The organism is Kribbella sp. NPDC048915 (assembly GCF_040649595.1).
Classification (GTDB): Bacteria; Actinomycetota; Actinomycetes; order Propionibacteriales; family Kribbellaceae; genus Kribbella.
On the sequence record NZ_JBEZFT010000080.1, the window covers coordinates 14,280 to 33,571 of the forward strand.

A 19,292-nucleotide genomic window follows, 5' to 3' on the forward strand; every position below is an offset into this window, starting at 1 on the left:
TCCATGACGCGACACGGTTCCATTTGCTGGTCGGTCGGCCCGTCCAGGTCGTGGTCGGAGCAGGGCGGTGCCCCCGGGCGGCGGATAGCCTCGCGGACGATGAGCGCAGACTTCAGCCCCGGGCTCCAGGCGTACGGCGCGTGGATCGCCGCGGCCTCGATCCAGCAGCAGGACCTGTTCAACGACGTGGTCGGACCGGACTCACTGCAGGCCGATCTGGACGCGCGGACACTCAGCAGCGACCGCGGTGTCCTGCGCGGCATCTCGCTGCTCGGGAGCTTCTCGGAGCTCGACGGGACCTGGCTGTGGGGCTGGGCGAACCCCGGATTCGGGCCTGCGGCGCCGGCGGTCGTGCCGACGCTCGCGATCCGTGAGTTCGGGCAGCGGCACGGGATCGACGAGTTCGTCACCGACAGCCCGGACCTGAGCGGGTTCGAGCAGCCGCAGCAGGCCGCGATCACGCTCGCGATCGCGGCCGGTTCGGTGCTCGGCGGCCGCGGTGTGTGGTCGACCGCGATCAACGAGGGCCGCGGGCACGTGTACCTGCACGTCGCCGACGAGCAGCTGCCGCAGGCCGGCTTCGACGCGATCGCGACCCCGCGACTGCTGAGGACCGCGATCAGCGTCTTCCCCGCCGACCACCGTCAGGTCGTCCGCGGCTACCTGCAGCACTTCGGCCTGCGGTACGACGAGGCCCCGGACGCGATCCGTAGCACGGCGCCGGACGGCGGCCCGATCGTGATCGAGTTCGACGACCTGGGCCGGATCGGCCACATCAGCCTCCAGCCGCGGCCGTGAACGCTGCGCCTCGCTGAAGGTCAGAACGCGGGCCAGGGAATCGCGGGCCAGTCCTCACTCGGGTACGGGAACGTGCCGGTCTTGAGCAGCGTGGAGCACCGCTCGCGGGTTGCCGTGAGCTCGACGGTGGTGATGAGCTCGCAGAGTTGCTGCCCCAACCCGCAGGCCAGCTGATCGGCGAGCGCCCGAACGTCTTTCAGCAGGTCGGCCGGGATCGGCTCGCCGGCCCAGCCCCACAGCACGGTCCGCAGCTTGTCGTCGGCGTTGAACGTGACGCCGTGATCCACGCCGTACACGCGGCCGTCGCCCGGGTTCAGGACGTGCCCGCCCTTGCGGTCGGCATTGTTGACCACGGCATCGAACACCGCCATCCGCCGCAGCGCATCGGTGTCGGCATGCACGAGGGTGACCGGGTTGTGGCGGCCGTCGAGGGCGTCCAGGACGCCGACCCACCCGTCCGGGACCCGGCCCTGCGGGACGATGTCGACCAGCTCGGTCTCCCCCGGGCCGAGCTCGGCCTCGTCGATCCACAGCTGGACCATGCCCTCGCCGAGCGGCCCGTCGCGCAGCAACGTCGGCGGCACGATCGACCAGCCGAGCGCCTCGGACACGACGTACGCCGCGTACTCGCGCTGGGCCAGTGTGCCGTCGGGGAAGTCCCACAGCGGCCGCTCGCCCTCGACCGGTTTGTACACCACGGTCGCGGTTTCGCCGTCGAGGCTGACCGAGCCCTGGTACGTACCGTTCGAGGCCGCGACCAGCCGGCCGTGCAACGACAGCTCCCCGCGGGCCAGGAGCTCGAGGTCGATCGTCATCGCCGGGTCATTCGGGCAGGTGCCTGCGGTAGCCGTTGGCCCGCGGGCAGATGTGACCGTCCGGGTCGATCGGCCGCCCGCAGAACGGGCAGCTCGGCCGCCCGGACGCGACCAGGGCGACGGCCCGGCGCGCGAACGCGCGGGCCTGCTCCTCGGTGATCCGGACCACGAACACCTCGGCGTCCTCGGACTCCATCGCCGCGGTGACCGGGTCGGTCTCCTCCAGGTCCGCCTGCTCGCCGGAGACGACCGAGAACACCTCGATCACGACCCGCTCGGCGTCGGCCTCCCAGGCCAGCGTCATCGTGCCGGCCCGGAACTCCTCCTCGATCGGCTGCTCGAGCGGCGCGGTGTCGTCGACGCCGGCCGACCCGACCGGGTCCCGGTCGAAGCGCCGCGCGACCTCGTCCAGCATCACGTCGAGCCGCTCCGCGAGCGCCATCACCTGTTCCTTCTCGCACGCCACCGAGGTCAGCCGGTGCCCCGCCCGGGCCTGCAGGAAGAACGCCCGCGCGCCGGGTTCACCGACGGTACCGGCGACGAACCGCTCGGGGTCGTCGTAGGAGTGCACAACTCGCGCCATAGTCAGAACCCTATTACCGTCCACCGACCACGGCGTCCGAGGACTGCCGCTTGGTCCGGCCTTTCGCTCTGGGCTGAGGAACCAATGAGGCCAGCTCGCTGCCGGAGTCGTTCAGCCGGACCAGGAACGGGCGGGTCGCAGTGTAGGTGATGATCGTCGTCGACGCGGTGTCGACGACGATCCGCTGGAACGTGTCCAGGTGCTGGCCGAGGGCGTCCGCAACGATCGCCTTGATCACGTCGCCGTGCGAGACCGCGACCCAGATCGCGTTGTCGCCGTGGCTCTGCGCGACCTCCGCGTCGTGCGCGCGGACCGCGTCGACGGCGCGCTGCTGCATCGCGCGCATCGACTCGCCGTTCGGGAACGTGACGGCCGACGGGTGCTGCTGTACGACGGTCCACAGCGGGTCCTTCGCAAGCTTCGAGATCTGCTGACCGGTCCAGTCGCCGTACCCGCACTCGGTCAGCCGCCGATCCGTTGCCGGACGCAACCCGTCGTGCAGTTTCGCGATCGCGGCCGCGGTCTGCCGGCAGCGCTCGAGCGGTGAGGTGACGATCGCGGCCAGCGGCAGGCCGGCGAGCCGTTGCGCGACCGCCGCGGCCTGCTGGACGCCGGTCTCGTCGAGTTTCACGCCGGGCGTGCGGCCGGCCAGCGTTCCGGAGGTGTTCGCGGAGCTACGACCGTGGCGAACCAGGATCACGGTGGGCATGCACTGCACGTTATCCGGTCGGCGCAAGCCGGGTGCCATGATGGTGACGTGATCGTCGATTGCGGGGTGTACACCGAGGGCGTCCGGCAGGCCGTGCCCAAGGATCCCGAAACGGTCGCCCAGGCGGTCCGGACCCGCGACGTCGCCGAGGATCCGACGTTCGGCTGGATCGGGTTGCACGAGCCGACCAGTGCCGAGATGGAGCGTGTGCAGCAACTGTTCGACCTGCACGACCTCGCCGTCGAGGACGCGTTGCAACTGCATCAGCGCCCGAAGGTCGAGCGGTTCGGCGACACGCTCCTCGTCGTCCTGCGCACCCTGTGGTACGTCGACGAGGGTGACGCCGTGGAGACCGGCCAGGTGACCGTCTTCCTCGGACCGCGGTACGTCGTGACCGTGCGGCACGGCGAAGGCGGCGAGCTGGCGACCACGCGGCACCAGCTCGAGGAGCGCGCCTCGATGCTCGGGCACGGACCGGGCGCGGTGTTGTGGGCGATCTCGGACGCGATCGTCGACGACTACGAACGGGTCGCCGAGCAGGTCGAGATCGACGTCGACGAGATCGAAACGTCGGTGTTCTCGCCGGAGCGGACCAGCGACGCGGAGCGGATCTACAGATTGAAGCGTGAGGTGCTCGAGATGCGCCGCGCGATCGACCCGCTGCGCGACCCGATGGAGCAGTTCGCGCACGGCGGTGGCGGGCTCCCCGCCAAGGCCGCGCCGTTCTTCCGCGACGTCGCCGACCACCTCAGCCGGGTCTCCGACCAGACCGAGGCGATCGACACCCTGCTGACGTCCGCCCTCAACGCCCACCTGGCCCGCGTCTCGGTCCAGCAGAACGACGACATGCGGAAGATCTCCGCATGGGTCGCGATCGCGGCGGTCCCGACGATGCTGGCCGGCATCTACGGCATGAACTTCCGCTACATGCCCGAACTGGGCTGGCACTACGGCTACCCCGCGGTTCTCCTCCTGATGGCCGTCGTCTGCACCACCATGTACGCCTTCTTCCGCAAGGTCGGCTGGCTCTGAGCGCCTTCGGCCGTCAGGTCGCGGTGATGGTGCTGGTGGCGAGCAGGATGACCAGGACGATGCCGAGCAGGACGCGGTAGAACGCGAAGATCTCGATCGAGTGCTTCGCGACGAAGCGCAGCAGCCACGCGACCGACGCGTACGCCACGACGAAGCTGACGACCGTGCCGACGATCAGTGGCAGCGCGCCGACGTCACCCGAGAGCGCATCCTTCAACTCGTACACGCCGGCCCCGACCAGTGCGGGAATGCCGAGCAGGAACGAGACCCGGGTGGCGGCCACTCGGTCGAGACCGCAGAACAGACCGCCCGAGATCGTCGCGCCGGACCGGGACACGCCGGGGATCAGGGCGAGGCACTGCACGAGCCCCATCACCAGCGAATCGAGCAGCGTGATCCTGGTCAGCGGCCGGGACTTCGAGCCCAGCCGCTCGGCCGCGACCATCACCACCGACCACACGATCAGCGAGCCGGCCACCCACCACATGCTGCGCAGCGGGCCCGAGATCAGGTCGCGGGCCAGGAAGCCGACGATCACGATCGGCGTCGAGCCGACAATCACGTACCAGCCCATCCGGTGGTCGAACTCGCCGCGGTGCTCGGGCTTCACCAGCCCGCGGCACCAGGCGACCGCGATCCGCCGGATGTCGGCCCAGAAGTACAGCACCACCGCGGCGATCGCGCCGATCTGGATCACCGCGGTGAACCCGGTGATCGCCGGGTCGTCGATCTTCAGCCCGAGCATCTTCGACACGATCGTCAGGTGCCCGGTGCTGGAGACCGGCAGGAACTCGGTCAGCCCCTCGACGATGCCGAGGATGATGGCGTCCAGGATCGTCATCAGTGGCCGGCTCCAGATAGTTCCAGCGCCTCCGCGGCGGTCCGCAGGTCGGCGATCCGCTGCTCCACGGTCGACGCGAACGGCGTCACCGCGACGGTCGTCGCCCCGGCCTCGGCGTACGCGGTGAGCTTGTCCGCGATCCGCTCCTTGCCGCCGAGCAGCGAGATCCCGTCCAGGAACCCGAACGGTACGGCGGCCATCGCCTCGCGGTGCAACTTGTCCAGATACAGGTCCTGGATCTGCTGCGCCTCCTCGGCATACCCCATCCGGACCGCGAGCTGGTTGTAGAAGTTCTTCTCCCGGCTGCCCATGCCGCCGACGTACAGCGCGGCGTACCCGCGGACCGGGTCGGCCGCGGCCTGGACGTCGTCGCCGGTCACCAGCGGCGTGCTGACGACGACGTCGAAACCGTCCAGGGTGTCGGTGGACTCGTGGTCATCGGCTCGACGGGCCGCGCGGCCCGTCCTGATGTGCGCCAACTGCTCTCCAAGGAAGCCTGGGTCGTTGAGGATACCGAGCCAGCCGTCGGCGATCTCGCCGGCCAGCTCGAGGTTCTTCGGGCCGACCGCGGCAAGGTACACCGGCACGTGGTCGCGGATCGGCCGCACGGTCAGTTTGAGCGCCTTGCCCGGTCCGTCGGGCAGCGGCAACGTGAAGTAATTCCCGTCGTACGACACCGTCTCGCGGCGCAGTGCCTTGTTCACGATGTCGACGTACTCGCGGGTGCGCAGCAGCGGCTGGGAGAACCGGACGCCGTGCCAGCCCTCGGACACCTGCGGACCGGACACGCCCAGGCCGAGCCGGAACCGGCCGTTCGACAGCCGGTCCAGGGTGGCGGCGGTCATCGCGGCCATCGCGGGCGTGCGGGCCGGGATCTGGAACACGGCCGAGCCGACGTCGATGGTTGTGGTCTGCGCGGCGATCCAGCTGAGCAGCGTCGCGGCGTCCGAGCCGTACGCCTCCGCCGCCCAGGTGACCGAGTAGCCGAGTGCCTCGGCCTCCTTCGCCAGCCTCAGGTGGTCCAGATGATCGTCGCCGCCGTAGACGAAGCCGATGTTGAGTCCGAGTCGCATGACTGGCGAGCCTAGCGAGCCGTTGTCGGTGGCCCGCAATAGGCTCGGGGTATGCAACAGCGCTATCTCGGTCACAGCGGCCTGGCGGTGAGCAGGCTCGGGCTCGGCACGATGTCGTGGGGCCGGGACACCGACGAGCACGAGGCCCGCGAGCAGCTCGCCGCGTTCGTGTCCGCCGGCGGCACCCTGATCGACACCGCGGCGGCGTACTCCGACGGTGACAGCGAGCGCCTGATCGGTTCGCTGATCGGCGACGTGGTGGATCGCGACGACCTGGTGATCGCGACCAAGGCCGGGTTCAGCGTCCGGCGCGGCGAGCGGGTCACCGACACGTCCCGCGGCGCCCTGCTGCGTGACCTCGAGGCCTCGCTCCGCCGGCTGAATGTCGACCACATCGACCTCTGGCAGCTGCACACCTGGTCCGACGACGTACCGCTCGAGGAGACACTGTCCGCGCTCGACCACGCGGTCAGCTCCGGCAAGGTGCGCTACGTCGGCGTCTCGAACTACGCCGGCTGGAAGGCCGCCCGGGCGGTCACCTGGCAGCAGGCATGGCCGGGTCGCGCCGTTCCGGTCAGCAATCAGGTCGAGTACTCCCTGCTCGCCCGGGACGCCGAGGTGGACGCGATCCGCGCCGCCGCCGGCCTCGGGATCGGCATCATCGCGTGGTCGCCGCTGGGTCGCGGCGTGCTCACCGGCAAGTACCGGACCGGCATCCCGGCGGACTCGCGGGCCGCGTCTCAGCATCTGTCGAGATTCGTCGACCCCTACCTCGACGCCCGCTCATCGGGCATCGTGGAAGCCGTCGCACGAGCCGCCGACGGGCTCGGCTGGACGCCGCTCGAGGTGGCCCTCACCTGGGTGCGGGACCGGCCGGGCGTGTCGGCGGCGATCGTCGGCGCCCGGACGGCCCTGCAACTCAAGGCCGTGCTGGGTGTGGAGGAGCTCACATTGCCGCCCGCCATCGTCGCGGCACTGGAGGACGTTTCCTGAGGTTGCGTGACATCTGCAACTGGAGGTGTGAATGGCCGAATACGAGCTGCAGCAGTTCGAGGTGTCCAGGACGGAATCCCGCGGCGCGGTCCGCAAACTGCTGACCGAGCACGCGGAGTACGGCGGCTGGGAGCTGGCAAGACTCCGCCGCTACCCCGACGGCTCCCGCCGAGTGTGGCTACGACGCCGCATCATCCGAGTCATGCGAACCCTCTGACCGGGACGTGACAGAGCTTCTCGCCGACGAACTGCTCGCCGCCCTCGGACTCGTCCGGCGGCATCTGCGCGCTGATCCGCCAACCTCACTACGACCTGACCGACAAATCCGTCGCGCAGTTCTGCGCGCAACGGGGCGACATCGTTTTCGAGGACGCCCCTGCCTATCAGGGCACAGGCCTGCATCCTGTCGTGATCGCTGACAACCATCGTCGCCTCTACATCGGTTCGAGTCCGCGTCGGACGGATTCCGCCGCCGCGCCGAAGACGCCCGAGCTACCCTGGAACCCGGCGGCTCAGGATGCTCAGCTGATCGGTTGCATCGACACCAAGTTGAGCACGGCGGAACAGCAGCTCTGCGCGAACGCCAAGCCATGGGAGAATCGACAGGTCGACCGATTCACCTCGATCTCGTACAGGTTCACGCTGTACGAACTTCGGACCGGCCGACGTATCGCGGACGCCACCGTGAAAGCGGCTCCACGTGGCGACTGCGGCGAAACGGTCTACCTTCATCAGCCCGACGAGTACCAAGTGCCCGGTGTGCAGCAGTACGACCAGGCGATTGGATCGTACGTGCACAACTGACATCCCTACAGGTCGTGGCGGACCCAGACGTTGGGCTCGACGTACACGGCGTGGTTGTGGGTGACGTCGGCATGGACCGGGACGAGCGCCTGCGGTACGACGACGTCGCCGCTGGTGTCGAACGGGAGGCCGGTCCAGCGACGCCACTCCTCCAGCGTCCCCGCGATCACCATCGAGCGCGGCGCGACCTGGACGACCTCGCCCCCGGACCGCACGTGCACACGCAGCCACGGATCCACCGGCAGCCCATCGGGCCGACGCTGCTGGACGTACTCGGTCATCGGTTGGTGCGGGTCGGTCTTGCCGTTCGGGCGGACCGGTGCATAGAGGGCCGAGTGCCCTTTGGCCCGTACGGCGTCGCGCATCGCGGCGAGCAGCTCGTGCGAAAGCCCCCGGCCCAGGTGGCTCGGGCGGATCAGGATCTCCAGTGCGCTCGAGACATTCGGCGTCCGGCCGGTGCGCAGGTCGTAGAAGCCCCACTGCAGGACGCGATCCCAGCCGCCGGCCGGCAGTTCGGTGCGACTCTCGTCCGGGAACACGAACGGGATGCTGCGGCCGTGGGCGACCAGCTCGCCGTTCTCGGTGGCGATCACGCACTGGTCGGGGAAGTGCGCCGGCACCTGTCCCATGAACGTGTTCCCGATCGGGTCGTTGTGCATGAACGCCGGCCAGGCGTCGGCGAAGTCGTACATCCGCTCCAGGTACTCAGGTCGCTCGGCCAACGTGGTGATCTTCGGCATGAGGGGAAGTGTGGCACCGGCGGGTTCGGCTGCGCAGCAGGATAAGCAGCGCGACCACGGCCGTCACGAGCCCGGCTCCGATCAGCGAGTGCTCCGCACCGACCGCCGCAATGATCGGGCCGCCCGCGAGCATTCCGGCCGCGCTGCCCGCGTTGACGACGACCGTTTGGCCGGACAGCAACGCGCGGCGCTCGGCTCCCGCGGACGACCTCGTGATCAGCACCGAGATCGCGGCGATCCCGATCACCACCGTCAGCCCGGACAACGCGCCCATCACGGCGACTACGAACGGCGTCGTCCAGAGGCCCATCCCCACCCAGCACAGTCCGCTCCACCCCCACGCGAGCGCGGCGGTCGCGACCGGGTCGGTACGGCGGACCACGGCCAGCGAGATCGCAGTACCGACCAGCGAGCCCACGCCGTACCCGGTCATGCCTGCGGCGAGGTAGACGCCGGGTTGTCCGCGCTGCTCGCCGATGACCGACAGGCCGAGGGTGAACGCGAACCAGGTGACACAGCCGGTACCGCGCACCAGCCAGCCGTAGGCGACCTCGGTCCGTCCGCGCAGACTGTCGCGGATCGAGGGAGTCACGGCTCCGTCGGGAGCTCGCTCGGAGCGCACCGTGCACGCCAGCGCCCCGGCTCCCGCGACGGCTGCGGCCTCGATCCAGAGCAGGCCGTTCGTGAGTCCTGTTGACACCGCGAGAGCGCCGATCGACGGGCCGATCAGCATGCCGAGGCGTCTCAGACCGTCCTGCCAGGTCAGCAACTGGACGGCGCGACCGTCACCCCAGCGGTCGCCGGTGTCCGCGAGCAGCGCCGATCGGCCGGGGTTGGCGAGCGCGTCGCCGCAGCCGAGCAGCAGGCCGCTGACGATCAGCAATTCCGGTGTCAGGACGCCCGCTTCCGCGGCGGCCGGGACCAAGGCGAGCGCGATGGCGGAGATCAGGGCGACGAGGGCGAGCCGTGGACCGGAGTCGACCCATTGCCGTGCCTTGCGGGCCCACCAGGGCGACAGCAAGACGGGGATCCCGGCAGCACCAGCCACCAGTCCGGTCGCTGCGACGGAGCTTGTCTCGCGCAGGATCACCAACGGCAGCGCGACCTGCGAGAAGCGGTAGGCGAAGTCCGCCGTACCGCTTCCGGCCAGGAGTACCAAGGCCTCGGATCTTGCCTGCATGCCTTGAATTCTTGGGGTTTGCGATCGGTGCAGGTAGGCGGCAGTCCTTGACCTCAGGTCATAGGCTCGGCCTATGGCTTCATTACCATCGGTCGAGGATCTGCGGCTGGCGCAGGCTGTTGCGCGGACGGGCGCCGTCGGGACCGCGGCCCGTGAGCTGCGGATCTCGCAGCCGTCCGCTTCCCAGCGGCTCGCCCGGCTGGAGCGGCTGTGCGGGACCAAGTTGTTCGAGCGTGACACCCGCGGCGCGCGGCCGACGCGAGCCGGCGCCGAGTTGTGCCGCCGCGCCGATCACATCCTCGGTCACCTCGAGGAGGTGTACGACGCGACGCGCGCGGCGGCCGTCACGCAGCGGCTGGTGATCGGCTCCTTCGCCAGCCTCGCGCCGGTGCTGTTCCCGGTCCTCGACGCCGAGCTGCCGGACCTGGATCTCGAGCAGCAGGTCGACCACGGCCATTTCCTTGTCGAACGGGTCACCGAGGGCACGATGGACGCCGCCTTCATCGCGATCGCCGACCAGATGGCGCTCCCCCGCGGCACCGTCGCGCGCCGCGTCGGACGCGACGAGCTCGTCCTGTTCGTTCCGCCCGGAGCGCGTCCGCCCGGGCGCGGACGGCAACCGTTGAAGGACCGGCAGCTCGTGTTCTCGACGTACGACCGGGGCGCCGAGGAGATCAACGCGCGGCTGGCTGCGCTCGGTGCAGTACCTCGTCGTGGCGTCACGCTCGGCACGACCGTCGCGATGGCTCGCCGCCGTTCGCATCTGGCCCTCGTGCCGCGCAGCGCGCTGGCCGGCGAGCTCCGGCCGGGCGAACATCTCACGTCGGCGCCCTTCCGCTACCGCCTCACGCTGTCCGTCGTCACCACGTCGACTCCGCCGCAACCGCTGATGACCAAGCTGTCACGCCTCCGCGCGGCGCTGAATCTGTCCTGAGCCGCGTCGCGGGACGATCTGACCGGTAGTGGTCAGCATCGTTGACCGCCGGACGCCCAGCACGGTGGGGTGAGGATCATGGCGACCGTCGACGACGTACGACGACAGTTCCGGAAGCCGCCGCCCGAGGCGCGGCCGATGATGCGCTGGTGGTGGTTCGGCCCATCCATCGAGCGAGACGAAATCGATCGCGAGCTGGAGGCCATGGCCGCCGCCGGCCTCGGCGGTGCCGAAGTCGCGTTCGTCTACCCGATGGGCCCGGTGACCGCGCCGTTCGGATCGCCCGAGTTCCTCGAGCTGGTCGGCCATGCCGCGCGGACGGCACATCGGCTCGGACTGCGGTTCGACGTGACGCTCGGCAGCGGCTGGTCGTACGGCGGTCCGCACATCGGCCCCGACCTCGCGGCGCGGCAGTTGCACTGGGATCGGAGCGAGATCGGCGCGGCAGCGTATGACGTACCCGTGCCGGCCGTCTGGCCGGGTGACGAGTTCGTCGCGGCCTTCGTCGGCGACGGGTCGGCCGGCGCGCCCTCGTCGTACACCGAGGTCCCGGTGCGGGACGGAATGATCCGGGTACCGGCCGGCGGGCAGCCGCGCGAGGTACTCGTCGCCACCTCACGCGTGACCGGCCAGAACGTGAAACGGGCCGCCGCCGGCGCCGAAGGCCACACCCTCGACCACTACTCCGAGGCAGCTGCGACCGAACACATCCGCCGCGTCGCCGAGCCACTGCTGCAGGCCGCGACACCGGAGCTGCTCGGGACCGTGTTCTGCGACAGCCTCGAGGTGTACGGCGGCGACTGGACGCCGGCGATGTTCGCCGAGTTCGAGAAGCGGCGCGGGTACGACCTGCGGCCACGTCTCTACGAACTGCTCGTCGACACCGAGGGCTCACGCCAACTGCGCATCGACTTCGGGCGGACGCTGTCGGAGCTGTACGAGGACAACTTCCTCAAGGTGTTCCAGCGCTGGGCCGCGGGGTACGGCGTACCGTTCCGGATCCAGAGCTACGGTGAACCGCCGGCGACGATGAGCAGCTACCGGCACGCGGACGTGTTCGAGGGTGAAGGCTGGGGCTGGAAGCGGATCCCGGAGACCCGCTGGGCGTCGTCGGCTGCGAACATCTACGGCCGGTCGGTGGTGTCCGCCGAGACCTGGACCTGGGTGCACTCCCCCTCGTTCCGCGCCACGCCGCTCGACCTCCAGGGCGAGGCGCACGAGCACTTCCTGTCCGGCGTCAACCACCTGATCGGCCACGGCTGGCCGTACTCTCCGACCGGCGGACCGGGACTCGGCTGGATCTTCTACGCCGCCGGCTGCCTGGACGACCGCAACCCTTGGTGGCCGACGGCAACTGCTCTGTTCGGGTCGCTGCAGCGGTGGTCCTGGTTGCTGCGGCAGGGTACGCCGGTGCGGCCGGTGCAGATCTACATCCCGAACTCGGACGCCTATCTTGCCCGCGCCGGTCACGACGAGCCGCTGAACCTGTACCGCGTTGCGCGCAAGTTGATCCCCGAGAGCGTTCCCCGCGTTGTGCGGGAGGCCGGGCTCGACTTCGATCTGATCGACGACGACGCGATCTCAGTGGTCGATCCGGGCTCGGTGCCGGTGGTCGTCGTACCGTCGGGAACCACGACGCCGCCGGAGACCGCACGCTGGCTCGAGGCCGTTGCTGCCGCTGGTGGTGAGGTCGTGACCGACGTTGCTGCGCTGGCGGATCGTCTGCCCTCGCCGCCGATCGCTCCGGTGGCGGATGTCGGTGTGGTGCATCGGCGGCTCGACGACGGCGATTTCTACTTCCTTGCCAACACCGGTCCTGAGGTACGCACCGTGACGCTGGACCGTCCTCTCGAGCGGTGGAGCGCGCTGTCCGACGAGGTCGTCGTCAGCGACACGGTCACGCTGCATCCGTACGAGGCCGCCGTACTACTACCCACCACGTCCCGGCCGTCCACGGCGGCGGTCCCGCAGACCGTGGCGGCCGACTTCGGTCCCTGGTCAGTTGCCTTCGACAACGAGACTCGGGCGGTGACGCTGCCGCACCGTTGGGAGGACGACCCCGAGCTCGCGACGTACTCCGGATCGGCAACCTACGCAACGACCCTCGATCTGCCTGCGGCGGACGGCCGTCTGTTCCTGGACTTCGGCCCCGGCGAGCTCGTGCCGCCCGACACCGAGTCCTACCTGCCTGACAGTTCCTACCGCGCCCTGCACATCCCACCCGTCGGTGTCGCGGCCGACGTCTGGGTCAACGACACCCACTGCGGTCCGCTCTGGGCACCGCCGTACCGCGTCGAGATCACCGATGCCGCCCGCGCCGGTACCAACACCATCCGCATCGAAGTCCACAACACGGCCGCCAACGCCCTCTCTCAGGACCACCACCTCTTGGCCCGCGCCGAAGAGATGACCACCACCCACGGCCGCCGCTTCGACCTCCAAAACATCGCCCAAGCCACCACCCTCCTGAACTCCGGGCTCCTCACCACGCCAACTGTCCGCCACCAGGCCTGACCCGGCAGCACTGCCGCTCACACACCAGCGACACGATCCGCTGATCGCCCGGTCGCCTGACTGCGCTGCCCGAGTGCCGACCGACGCACTGAGCGGGTAGAACGGTCTGTCTTGACACCGGCCGGCGTGCTGACTAGTCTCGAAGAGACAGAACGGTCGTTCCACCGGATCGACCTGATGGACTAGGAGACAGCAGATGGCCACCAAGATCACCCTGATCATCGACAACCCGGCGGACCCGGACGAGTTCGAGCAGGCGTACGCGGAGATGAAGGCCGCCGCGGCGAAGCTCCCGAAGCTGCAGCGCCTGGAGTCCGCCAAGGTGTGGCCGAAGGAAGACGGCACCGAGACCCCCGCGTACCGCACCCTCGACCTCTATTTCGAAACCTACGACGACGCCTCCGCCGCCGTCACGACTCCCGCCGCGGCCGACCTCTTCGGCACCCTCACCAAAACCGAGGTCGCGTTCAAGGGCCTGTTCTCCGACATCGAACAGCCCTGACCCCGCCCCTCACCAGCCCCCGGCGTGCCCCCTCCCGCCGGGGGCTTCCCTACCCCTCCCCGCGCGTACCTGCAGGTATGCACAAGTCCGCCAAGGCGGGGCTGTTCGGCCCGATTCGATGGGTTCTGCATACCTGGACGTCCGGGCCACGCCCTTGTAGCGGGCGAACATCCACCCCGACGGCCAGCACGCTTGCCCGGGGCAACCACCGGGGCTCAGGTGATCGGGAGGGCTACCTGGATGGTGGTGCCCTCGTTGCTCGGGCTGGTGATGTTGATCGTGCCGGAGAGGGCTTCGACGCGGTCGTGGAGACCGATCAGGCCGGAGCCGCCTTGAACGTCGGCGCCGCCGAGGCCGTCGTCGTGGACGCGGAGGCGGAGGGCGCCGTCGCGTTCTTGGACGGTGACTTCGACGTACGTCGCCTCCGCGTGCTTGGTGGTGTTCGTGACGGCTTCGGAGATCACGTAGTACGCCGCCACCTCGATCGCCTGCGGATACCGGGTACTGATCTCCACCTGCAAATCCACCGGGACAGCCGAACGCCGGGCCAAGGCCCGCAGCGCCAACGCCAGACCGCCCTCGGTCAGGATCGCCGGGTGGATGCCGCGGGAGATTTCGCGCAGTTCCTCCAGTACCTCCTGCAGGTCCACGACCGCCTGGCCGATGCTCTCGCGCAGCTCCGGCAACTCCGTCGGCACCGTGCTCTCGGCGCCGCGCAGGTTGAGCGCCAGCGAAACCAGCCGCTGCTGGGCCCCGTCGTGCAGATCCCGCTCGATCCGGCGACGGGTCTCGTCGGCGGTCGCGACGATGCGCGCGCGGGATCGCGTCAACTTCGTCCGCGCCTCCGCGTTCGAGATCGCCGTTGCGACCAGCTCGGTGAACTCGGACAACCGCTGCTCAGTAGCCGGCGCGAACGGCTCGTGCCGCGACGCCACACTGATCCCGCCCCAGCACCGCCCTCCACGATGATCGCCGTCGCCACCGCCGACCGCACCCCCACCAACCGCACCAGATCCACCTCGGCCCCAGAGTCCGACTGAGACTCCACCTCAGCAGCGGCGTCCGGGACCGGACTGTCGAGGCGCGCCGACGTGCTCCCCGCCAGCACTGTCGCGAGCGGCGACGGCTCCTCCGGCTTCCACCGCGTCCCGGTCTCGGGAAACTCGGTAGGACGCGCGCTGTGCGCGGCCATGAGCGTGGCCATCCCGTCCGGGTCGGCCCGCAGTACGGCGGCGGTGTCCGCCCCCACCAGCTGAACCACCTCGCGCGCCACAGCAGCGAACACCCGCTCCGGCGTCTCCCCCTGCGCCACCAAGGTCGCGACGCGCCGCAGCGCCGCCTGCTCGTCCGCGATCCGCCGCAGTTCCACCCGGGCCTCAGCGTTCTCGACCGCGGTGGCGACCAGTTCGGTGAAGTTGGCGATCTGCGACTCGGTGTCGTCCGGGTACGGCTCGTCACGCTTGGTCGACGCCGCGATCACACCCCACAACCGCCCGGCGACCACGATCGGGCACCCGATCGACGAGCGGATGCCGAGCGCCTGCGCCTCCCCCGCGATCTCGCCGCCGGCGCCCTCGAAGCTGTCCAGCCGTACCGGCGCCTTCGCGCGCCGCACCTCACGGGCGATGCTCAACCCGTCCAGCGCGAACCGCGTACCGACCGCGAGCTGCGCCGGCACCCGGCTCCACGCCGCGACCCCCGTCACCGTCCCGTCGGGCTCGTACCGCTCCATCCGGGCGAGATCGGCCCCGCACAGTACGCCGACCTCGCGCGTGACCGCCTCGAAGATCGCCGACTGCGGACTCGCCTCCGCGACCAGCGTGGCGACCCGCCGCAGCGCCGCCTGCTCCTCGGTCAGCCGGGCCGACTCGAGGGCAGAGCGCCGGGACTGCGCGGCGAGGTTGCCCACGACAACGGCAGTCACCAGGAACACCAGTAGCGCGATGATCTCCCGCGAGTCGCCCACCAGCACCGACCCGAACGGCGGCACGAGCAGTACGAACACCGAGACGCTGACGATCGACGTGAACGCCGCCAGCTTCGCACCCCACCGGATCGCGACCGGCAGTACGGCGAGCAGGTACAGCACCAGGAGGTTCAGCATCTCGACATGCGGCTTCAGCAACAGCACGCCACCGGTCACCACTGCCACCAGTGCGAGGCTGGCGAGCACCCTGGTCGCCCAGCGCACGGCCGGCGCGTTCGTCGTACCCATGCCTGCCAGTATCATCCCCGCCGCCTGGTCCGCACCCGGTCGAAAGGTACAGCTAGCCACAATGTCGGTCGCCCCGGTCTCTGCGAAGGTGGTTCCATGACGTTGCGTTGCCTGATCATCGACGACAGCCCCCGCTTCCTGACGGCCGCCCGCGGCCTGCTGGAGCGCGAGGGTCTGTCGGTCGTCGCCACCGCGCTGACCGGCGACGACGCGCTGCGGTGCGCCGCGGAGCTCGCACCGGACGTGACGCTGGTCGACATCCATCTCGGTGCGCAGAGCGGCTTCGACGTCGTACGGCGGCTGACCGCCGAGGCGCAGGTGGCGCCGTCGACCGTGATCTTGATCTCGACGCATTCCGAGGACGACTTCGCCGACCTGATCGCCGACAGCCCGGTCGCGGGATTCCTCCCGAAGACCGGCCTGTCGGCGGAAGCGATCCGCGAGGTCCTCGGCCGAGCAGCCTGACAGTACGGCGGAGCTGAGCGGCTCGGCGACGCTGAGCGGCTCGGCGAGGCTGGGCGGTTCAGCGGGCCTCGAGGAAGGTGACGACGGCGAGCACCCGCCGGTGGTCGTTCTCGGTCTCCGGCAGGCTCAGCTTCGCCAGGATGTGCCGGACATGCTTCTCCACCGTTCCCTCGGTGACCCACAGCGCCTTGGCGATCCCGGCGTTCGACCGTCCTTCCGCCATCAGCGCCAGCACTTCCCGCTCGCGCGGGCTGAGCTCCGCGAGCGGATCGTTGCGCCGGCGCGCGGTGACCAGCTCCTGCACCAATGCCGGATCCATCACCGAGCCGCCCTTCACGATCCGGTGCAGCGTGTCGACGAACTCGTCAACGTCGGTCACCCGGCTCTTCAGCAGGTATCCGATGCTCTGACCGGTGGCCAGCAGCTCCATCGCGTGCTCGACCTCTGCGTGTGCGGACAGGACCAGAATGCCCGTCGCCGGAAACTCGCGGCGGATCTCCCGCGCCGCGTCCAGCCCCTCGGTGGTGTTCGTCGGCGGCATCCGGATGTCCATCACGACCAGCTCCGGCCGCAGCTCGCGCACCATCGGCAGGATCCACGCACTGTCGCCGGTCTGACCGACGATCTCGAACCCCGATTTGGTCAGCAGACTGGCCAGCCCCTCGCGGAGCAGTACGTCGTCCTCGACCAGCAGGACCCGCGCCGCGGCGCCGTCGTTGTCCGGGATCGAAGCGGGCGGATCGGTCGTCATGGCATGAAGTATGCCTGCTCGCGCACCGTCGTACTTTCCGGCCAGCAGGAATCCGGGATGGGCGCTGTCCCCGGCGACAATCCGGCCCCGGCGCGGAACCGTTGGATCGGAAAGATCGGACAGTTCACTTCACGACGAGGACCCGATGATGACGATGCCGAGGAGCCGGACCAACGGCCGGCTGCCCGCACTGGTACCCGCACTGCTGACTCTCGGAATGCTGGCCGCCGGGGTGATTCCCGGGAGTACGGCCCCCGACCCACTGCGGTACGCCGGTACGGGCGGCGGCGCGAAAATCGTCGACGAGACGTGGAACGCCGTACCGCAAGATGCCACCGCCGTCACGCTGCAGGTCGCGATCGACCCGCTCCCCGAACGATGAGCGCGGCGGAGCAGGGCCCGACGACCACCCTCACCGGTACGGCGAACATCCCGGGACGCTGGCGCGCGCTCACCGTCAGCCAGCTCGCCGCGTTCATGGCGCTGCTCGACGTGAGCATCGTCAACGTCGCGCTGCCGTCGATCGAGCGCGGCCTCGGGGTGAGCGCGGGCAGTGCGCAGTGGGTCGTCTCCGGGTACGCGCTGGCGTTCGGGCTCGCGTTGGTACCGGCCGGGCGGCTCGGTGATGCGTACGGGCGGCGGCGGATGTTCATGATCGCGCTGGCGTCGTTCATCATCACCAGCGCGTTGACGGGCGCGGCGCCGACGATCACGTTGCTGATCGTCGCGCGCGTTTTGCAGGGGTTCGCGGGCGGATTGCTGATTCCGCAGAACACCGGCCTGATCCAGGAGCTGTTCCAGGGCAGTGAGAGAGGTCGCGCGTTCGGCGTACTCGGCACCACCGTTGGTCTGGCCACCGCTGCCGGCCCCGTTGTCGGTGGGCTGATCATCACGCTCGGTTCCGGTCCGGATGCTTGGCGGTGGGTCTTCTACGTCAACGTCCCGATCGGACTGCTCGCGCTTGTACTCGCCGCCCGGCTGCTGCCGGCCGGCGCGGGCGGGCACGGGAAGGTGGAGCTCGATCTCGTCGGCAGCCTGATGCTCGGCGCCGGCGTCCTGAGTCTGCTGCTACCGCTGGTCGATGCCGAGAGCAAGGGTTTTGCCCACGACTGGTGGTTGTTCGTCATCGCAGCGCTGTTGCTCGCCGGGTTTGCCTGGTGGGAGGGCGACACGGTACGGCGTGGGCGCGTGCCGGTGCTCGATCCACGGCTCGTGCAGACGCGTGGGTACGTCGCCGGGGCGCTGATCGGGATGGTCTACTTCATCGGGTTCACGGGGATCTGGTTGGTGCTCGCGCTGTACTTCCAGGACGGGCTCGGGTACTCGCCGCTGCGTTCCGGTCTGGCCGTGACGCCGTTCGCGATCGGCGTCGCCACGTCGGCCGCTGTCGCCGGCCGGTTCGTGAACCGGCTCGGTCGGGTACTCACGGTCTCAGGTCTTGTCGCCACCACCCTCGGGCTGGCCGTGACCGCGCTGCTCCTCCGGCATCACGGCGGAGACGGCGCCGTCTGGGTGGTCGCCGTACCACTCCTCGTAGCCGGTGTCGGCGGTGGTCTGGTCACCTCGCCGAACATCACGCTGAGCCTCGAGAACGTCCCCGTGCGTATGGCCGGCGCGGCCGGCGGCGCGCTCCAAACCGCGCAGCGCGTGGGCGGTGCGATCGGCACCGCCGTACTGGCGACGACCTTCTACCGCATCCTCACGAGGTCCCACAACTACGAGCAGACGGTCTCCGACACCATCCTCGTCGCCGCCCTTCTGATGGTCGCCGCGCTGGCCATCGCCACCACCGACCTGATCCACAACCACCGCCACCCAGCACCCCCACACTCCTGACCCCACCCGGCTTTGCCCAACTGCGACGGCGCCCGCCCGTCGCAGTTTTGGCGTACCGCGGTACGTCACAGCACCACTCGTACAGGCGGCCTGCAGCCGCGAACTGAAAGCGCCGCCACGAGCCGCTCCACGACGATCGATCGCCTACCCGGCCCGCGCACGGGTGGTGTCAGGGCCCTGGCCGTCGAGTCGTGAAAAGTGGCTGTCCGTCACGACCGAATTCAACGACTCGATGTCTGCCCGCCGAACCATTTGCCACGACTCGGCGAACGCGGCCTCACGGGCAGCCGGGCAAGGGCCTGCGGCTGGGCGTGGCGGGAGTGGCGAGTCGTGGAGTTCGGTTCGGGTGCGGGAACCTTAGTCCACGACTCGTGGGCGGGGTCGGGTGAGCGGGCGCAGGACTACGGCAAGCCGATCACCGGCGGCTACAAGCTCGAGGGCTGCTGATCGGCCGCGGTACGACGGTGGTCGCCGAAGCCGCGTTCCAGGACCGGCTGTGGGAGGGGC

General features: G+C 69.7%; 21 protein-coding genes. 11 read left to right on the forward strand and 10 right to left on the reverse strand.

Going from position 1 to position 19,292, the window contains the following annotated elements:
- Positions 1-99: 99 nt before the first annotated feature.
- The gene (locus AB0B82_RS29020) at positions 100-798 is read left to right on the forward strand and encodes a DUF6882 domain-containing protein (RefSeq protein ID WP_360175379.1); all 699 of its coding nucleotides are present in this window, start codon (positions 100-102) and stop codon (positions 796-798) included.
- 20 nt (positions 799-818) lie between these two features.
- Here the strand turns inward: AB0B82_RS29020 and AB0B82_RS29025 are convergent, their stop codons facing one another.
- Genes AB0B82_RS29025 through AB0B82_RS29035 form a run of 3 tightly spaced genes read right to left on the reverse strand, consistent with a single transcriptional unit; the run spans position 819 to position 2,905 of the window.
- The gene (locus AB0B82_RS29025; protein ID WP_360175382.1) at positions 819-1,613 is read right to left on the reverse strand and encodes an SCO1664 family protein; all 795 of its coding nucleotides are present in this window, start codon (positions 1,611-1,613) and stop codon (positions 819-821) included.
- A gap of 7 nt (positions 1,614-1,620) precedes the next feature.
- Positions 1,621-2,196 carry a DUF3090 domain-containing protein gene (locus AB0B82_RS29030; protein WP_360175385.1) on the reverse strand — a complete coding sequence of 192 codons (576 nt, stop codon included), beginning with the start codon at positions 2,194-2,196 and terminating at the stop codon, positions 1,621-1,623.
- Between the two features lie 13 nt (positions 2,197-2,209).
- The gene (locus AB0B82_RS29035; protein ID WP_360175388.1) at positions 2,210-2,905 is read right to left on the reverse strand and encodes a histidine phosphatase family protein; all 696 of its coding nucleotides are present in this window, start codon (positions 2,903-2,905) and stop codon (positions 2,210-2,212) included.
- Between the two features lie 48 nt (positions 2,906-2,953).
- Here AB0B82_RS29035 and corA point away from each other — a divergent pair, with 48 nt between their 5' ends.
- Positions 2,954-3,937 (forward strand): magnesium/cobalt transporter CorA, encoded by a 984-nt coding sequence (gene corA / locus AB0B82_RS29040; RefSeq protein WP_360175391.1) that lies wholly within the window; start codon positions 2,954-2,956, stop codon positions 3,935-3,937.
- A gap of 13 nt (positions 3,938-3,950) precedes the next feature.
- Here corA and AB0B82_RS29045 read toward each other — a convergent pair whose 3' ends face one another.
- Positions 3,951-4,778, reverse strand: coding sequence for an undecaprenyl-diphosphate phosphatase (locus AB0B82_RS29045; RefSeq protein WP_360175394.1), 828 nt, complete (start codon positions 4,776-4,778; stop codon positions 3,951-3,953).
- Positions 4,778-5,851 (reverse strand): LLM class F420-dependent oxidoreductase, encoded by a 1,074-nt coding sequence (locus tag AB0B82_RS29050; protein WP_360175397.1) that lies wholly within the window; start codon positions 5,849-5,851, stop codon positions 4,778-4,780. The genes AB0B82_RS29045 and AB0B82_RS29050 overlap by 1 nt, the downstream gene beginning before the upstream one ends.
- 51 nt (positions 5,852-5,902) lie before the next feature.
- Here AB0B82_RS29050 and AB0B82_RS29055 point away from each other — a divergent pair, with 51 nt between their 5' ends.
- The 3 genes from AB0B82_RS29055 (at position 5,903) to AB0B82_RS29065 (ending at position 7,648) form a co-directional block, all read left to right on the forward strand.
- Entirely contained in the window at positions 5,903-6,844 is a 942-nt protein-coding gene (locus tag AB0B82_RS29055; RefSeq protein WP_360175400.1) for an aldo/keto reductase, read from the forward strand.
- A 31-nt stretch (positions 6,845-6,875) separates the two neighbouring features.
- A complete protein-coding gene (locus AB0B82_RS29060) occupies positions 6,876-7,061 on the forward strand; it encodes a DUF5703 family protein (RefSeq protein WP_130385444.1) in 186 nt (61 codons plus the stop codon).
- 191 nt (positions 7,062-7,252) lie between these two features.
- Positions 7,253-7,648: a hypothetical protein gene (locus tag AB0B82_RS29065; RefSeq protein ID WP_360175403.1), complete on the forward strand. Its 396-nt coding sequence runs from the start codon at positions 7,253-7,255 to the stop codon at positions 7,646-7,648.
- 5 nt (positions 7,649-7,653) lie between these two features.
- Here the strand turns inward: AB0B82_RS29065 and AB0B82_RS29070 are convergent, their stop codons facing one another.
- Complete coding sequence (locus AB0B82_RS29070) at positions 7,654-8,388, reverse strand: N-acetyltransferase (protein ID WP_360175406.1); 735 nt, start codon at positions 8,386-8,388, stop codon at positions 7,654-7,656.
- Complete coding sequence (locus tag AB0B82_RS29075; RefSeq protein WP_360175409.1) at positions 8,354-9,568, reverse strand: MFS transporter; 1,215 nt, start codon at positions 9,566-9,568, stop codon at positions 8,354-8,356. The genes AB0B82_RS29070 and AB0B82_RS29075 overlap by 35 nt, the downstream gene beginning before the upstream one ends.
- Before the next feature lie 73 nt (positions 9,569-9,641).
- Between AB0B82_RS29075 and AB0B82_RS29080 the strand changes: the two genes are divergently transcribed.
- The 3 genes from AB0B82_RS29080 (at position 9,642) to AB0B82_RS29090 (ending at position 13,518) form a co-directional block, all read left to right on the forward strand.
- Complete coding sequence (locus AB0B82_RS29080; RefSeq protein WP_360175412.1) at positions 9,642-10,502, forward strand: LysR family transcriptional regulator; 861 nt, start codon at positions 9,642-9,644, stop codon at positions 10,500-10,502.
- A gap of 78 nt (positions 10,503-10,580) precedes the next feature.
- On the forward strand, positions 10,581-13,016 hold the full coding sequence (locus AB0B82_RS29085) for a glycosyl hydrolase (RefSeq protein WP_360175415.1): 2,436 nt from the start codon (positions 10,581-10,583) through the stop codon (positions 13,014-13,016).
- A 196-nt stretch (positions 13,017-13,212) separates the two neighbouring features.
- Positions 13,213-13,518, forward strand: a complete 306-nt coding sequence (locus tag AB0B82_RS29090) for a hypothetical protein (RefSeq protein ID WP_360175418.1) — start codon at positions 13,213-13,215, stop codon at positions 13,516-13,518.
- A gap of 215 nt (positions 13,519-13,733) precedes the next feature.
- On the opposite strand, the gene AB0B82_RS29095 is transcribed toward AB0B82_RS29090, so the two are convergent.
- Together AB0B82_RS29095 and AB0B82_RS29100 are read right to left on the reverse strand one after the other, a co-directional pair.
- Positions 13,734-14,408, reverse strand: coding sequence for a histidine kinase (locus AB0B82_RS29095; RefSeq protein WP_360175421.1), 675 nt, complete (start codon positions 14,406-14,408; stop codon positions 13,734-13,736).
- The gene (locus AB0B82_RS29100; protein WP_360175424.1) at positions 14,345-15,733 is read right to left on the reverse strand and encodes a GAF domain-containing protein; all 1,389 of its coding nucleotides are present in this window, start codon (positions 15,731-15,733) and stop codon (positions 14,345-14,347) included. Before AB0B82_RS29100 ends, AB0B82_RS29095 begins: the two co-directional genes overlap by 64 nt.
- 96 nt (positions 15,734-15,829) lie before the next feature.
- On the opposite strand from AB0B82_RS29100, the gene AB0B82_RS29105 reads away from it, so the two are divergent.
- A complete protein-coding gene (locus AB0B82_RS29105) occupies positions 15,830-16,198 on the forward strand; it encodes a response regulator transcription factor (RefSeq protein WP_360175427.1) in 369 nt (122 codons plus the stop codon).
- A 58-nt stretch (positions 16,199-16,256) separates the two neighbouring features.
- Here AB0B82_RS29105 and AB0B82_RS29110 read toward each other — a convergent pair whose 3' ends face one another.
- Entirely contained in the window at positions 16,257-16,949 is a 693-nt protein-coding gene (locus AB0B82_RS29110; RefSeq protein ID WP_360175430.1) for a response regulator transcription factor, read from the reverse strand.
- Between the two features lie 148 nt (positions 16,950-17,097).
- Between AB0B82_RS29110 and AB0B82_RS29115 the strand changes: the two genes are divergently transcribed.
- Positions 17,098-17,331, forward strand: coding sequence for a hypothetical protein (locus AB0B82_RS29115; RefSeq protein WP_360175433.1), 234 nt, complete (start codon positions 17,098-17,100; stop codon positions 17,329-17,331).
- Positions 17,328-18,785 carry an MFS transporter gene (locus AB0B82_RS29120; protein ID WP_360175436.1) on the forward strand — a complete coding sequence of 486 codons (1,458 nt, stop codon included), beginning with the start codon at positions 17,328-17,330 and terminating at the stop codon, positions 18,783-18,785. Before AB0B82_RS29115 ends, AB0B82_RS29120 begins: the two co-directional genes overlap by 4 nt.
- The last annotated feature ends 507 nt before the right edge of the window (positions 18,786-19,292 follow it).

What these genes read in the sequence shown, in the direction of transcription:
- AB0B82_RS29060 (WP_130385444.1), top strand. Translation starts at nt 6,876, where the DNA reads ATGGCCGAATACGAGCTGCAGCAGTTCGAGGTGTCCAGGACGGAATCC.
- AB0B82_RS29070 (WP_360175406.1), bottom strand. Translation starts at nt 8,388, where the DNA reads ATGCCGAAGATCACCACGTTGGCCGAGCGACCTGAGTACCTGGAGCGG.
- AB0B82_RS29100 (WP_360175424.1), bottom strand. Translation starts at nt 15,733, where the DNA reads ATGGGTACGACGAACGCGCCGGCCGTGCGCTGGGCGACCAGGGTGCTC.
- AB0B82_RS29025 (WP_360175382.1), bottom strand. Translation starts at nt 1,613, where the DNA reads ATGACGATCGACCTCGAGCTCCTGGCCCGCGGGGAGCTGTCGTTGCAC.
- AB0B82_RS29090 (WP_360175418.1), top strand. Translation starts at nt 13,213, where the DNA reads ATGGCCACCAAGATCACCCTGATCATCGACAACCCGGCGGACCCGGAC.
- AB0B82_RS29080 (WP_360175412.1), top strand. Translation starts at nt 9,642, where the DNA reads ATGGCTTCATTACCATCGGTCGAGGATCTGCGGCTGGCGCAGGCTGTT.
- AB0B82_RS29085 (WP_360175415.1), top strand. Translation starts at nt 10,581, where the DNA reads ATGGCGACCGTCGACGACGTACGACGACAGTTCCGGAAGCCGCCGCCC.
- AB0B82_RS29120 (WP_360175436.1), top strand. Translation starts at nt 17,328, where the DNA reads ATGAGCGCGGCGGAGCAGGGCCCGACGACCACCCTCACCGGTACGGCG.
- AB0B82_RS29055 (WP_360175400.1), top strand. Translation starts at nt 5,903, where the DNA reads ATGCAACAGCGCTATCTCGGTCACAGCGGCCTGGCGGTGAGCAGGCTC.
- AB0B82_RS29110 (WP_360175430.1), bottom strand. Translation starts at nt 16,949, where the DNA reads ATGACGACCGATCCGCCCGCTTCGATCCCGGACAACGACGGCGCCGCG.
- AB0B82_RS29035 (WP_360175388.1), bottom strand. Translation starts at nt 2,905, where the DNA reads ATGCCCACCGTGATCCTGGTTCGCCACGGTCGTAGCTCCGCGAACACC.
- AB0B82_RS29020 (WP_360175379.1), top strand. Translation starts at nt 100, where the DNA reads ATGAGCGCAGACTTCAGCCCCGGGCTCCAGGCGTACGGCGCGTGGATC.
- AB0B82_RS29105 (WP_360175427.1), top strand. Translation starts at nt 15,830, where the DNA reads ATGACGTTGCGTTGCCTGATCATCGACGACAGCCCCCGCTTCCTGACG.
- AB0B82_RS29050 (WP_360175397.1), bottom strand. Translation starts at nt 5,851, where the DNA reads ATGCGACTCGGACTCAACATCGGCTTCGTCTACGGCGGCGACGATCAT.
- AB0B82_RS29075 (WP_360175409.1), bottom strand. Translation starts at nt 9,568, where the DNA reads ATGCAGGCAAGATCCGAGGCCTTGGTACTCCTGGCCGGAAGCGGTACG.
- AB0B82_RS29045 (WP_360175394.1), bottom strand. Translation starts at nt 4,778, where the DNA reads ATGACGATCCTGGACGCCATCATCCTCGGCATCGTCGAGGGGCTGACC.
- AB0B82_RS29030 (WP_360175385.1), bottom strand. Translation starts at nt 2,196, where the DNA reads ATGGCGCGAGTTGTGCACTCCTACGACGACCCCGAGCGGTTCGTCGCC.
- AB0B82_RS29115 (WP_360175433.1), top strand. Translation starts at nt 17,098, where the DNA reads ATGACGATGCCGAGGAGCCGGACCAACGGCCGGCTGCCCGCACTGGTA.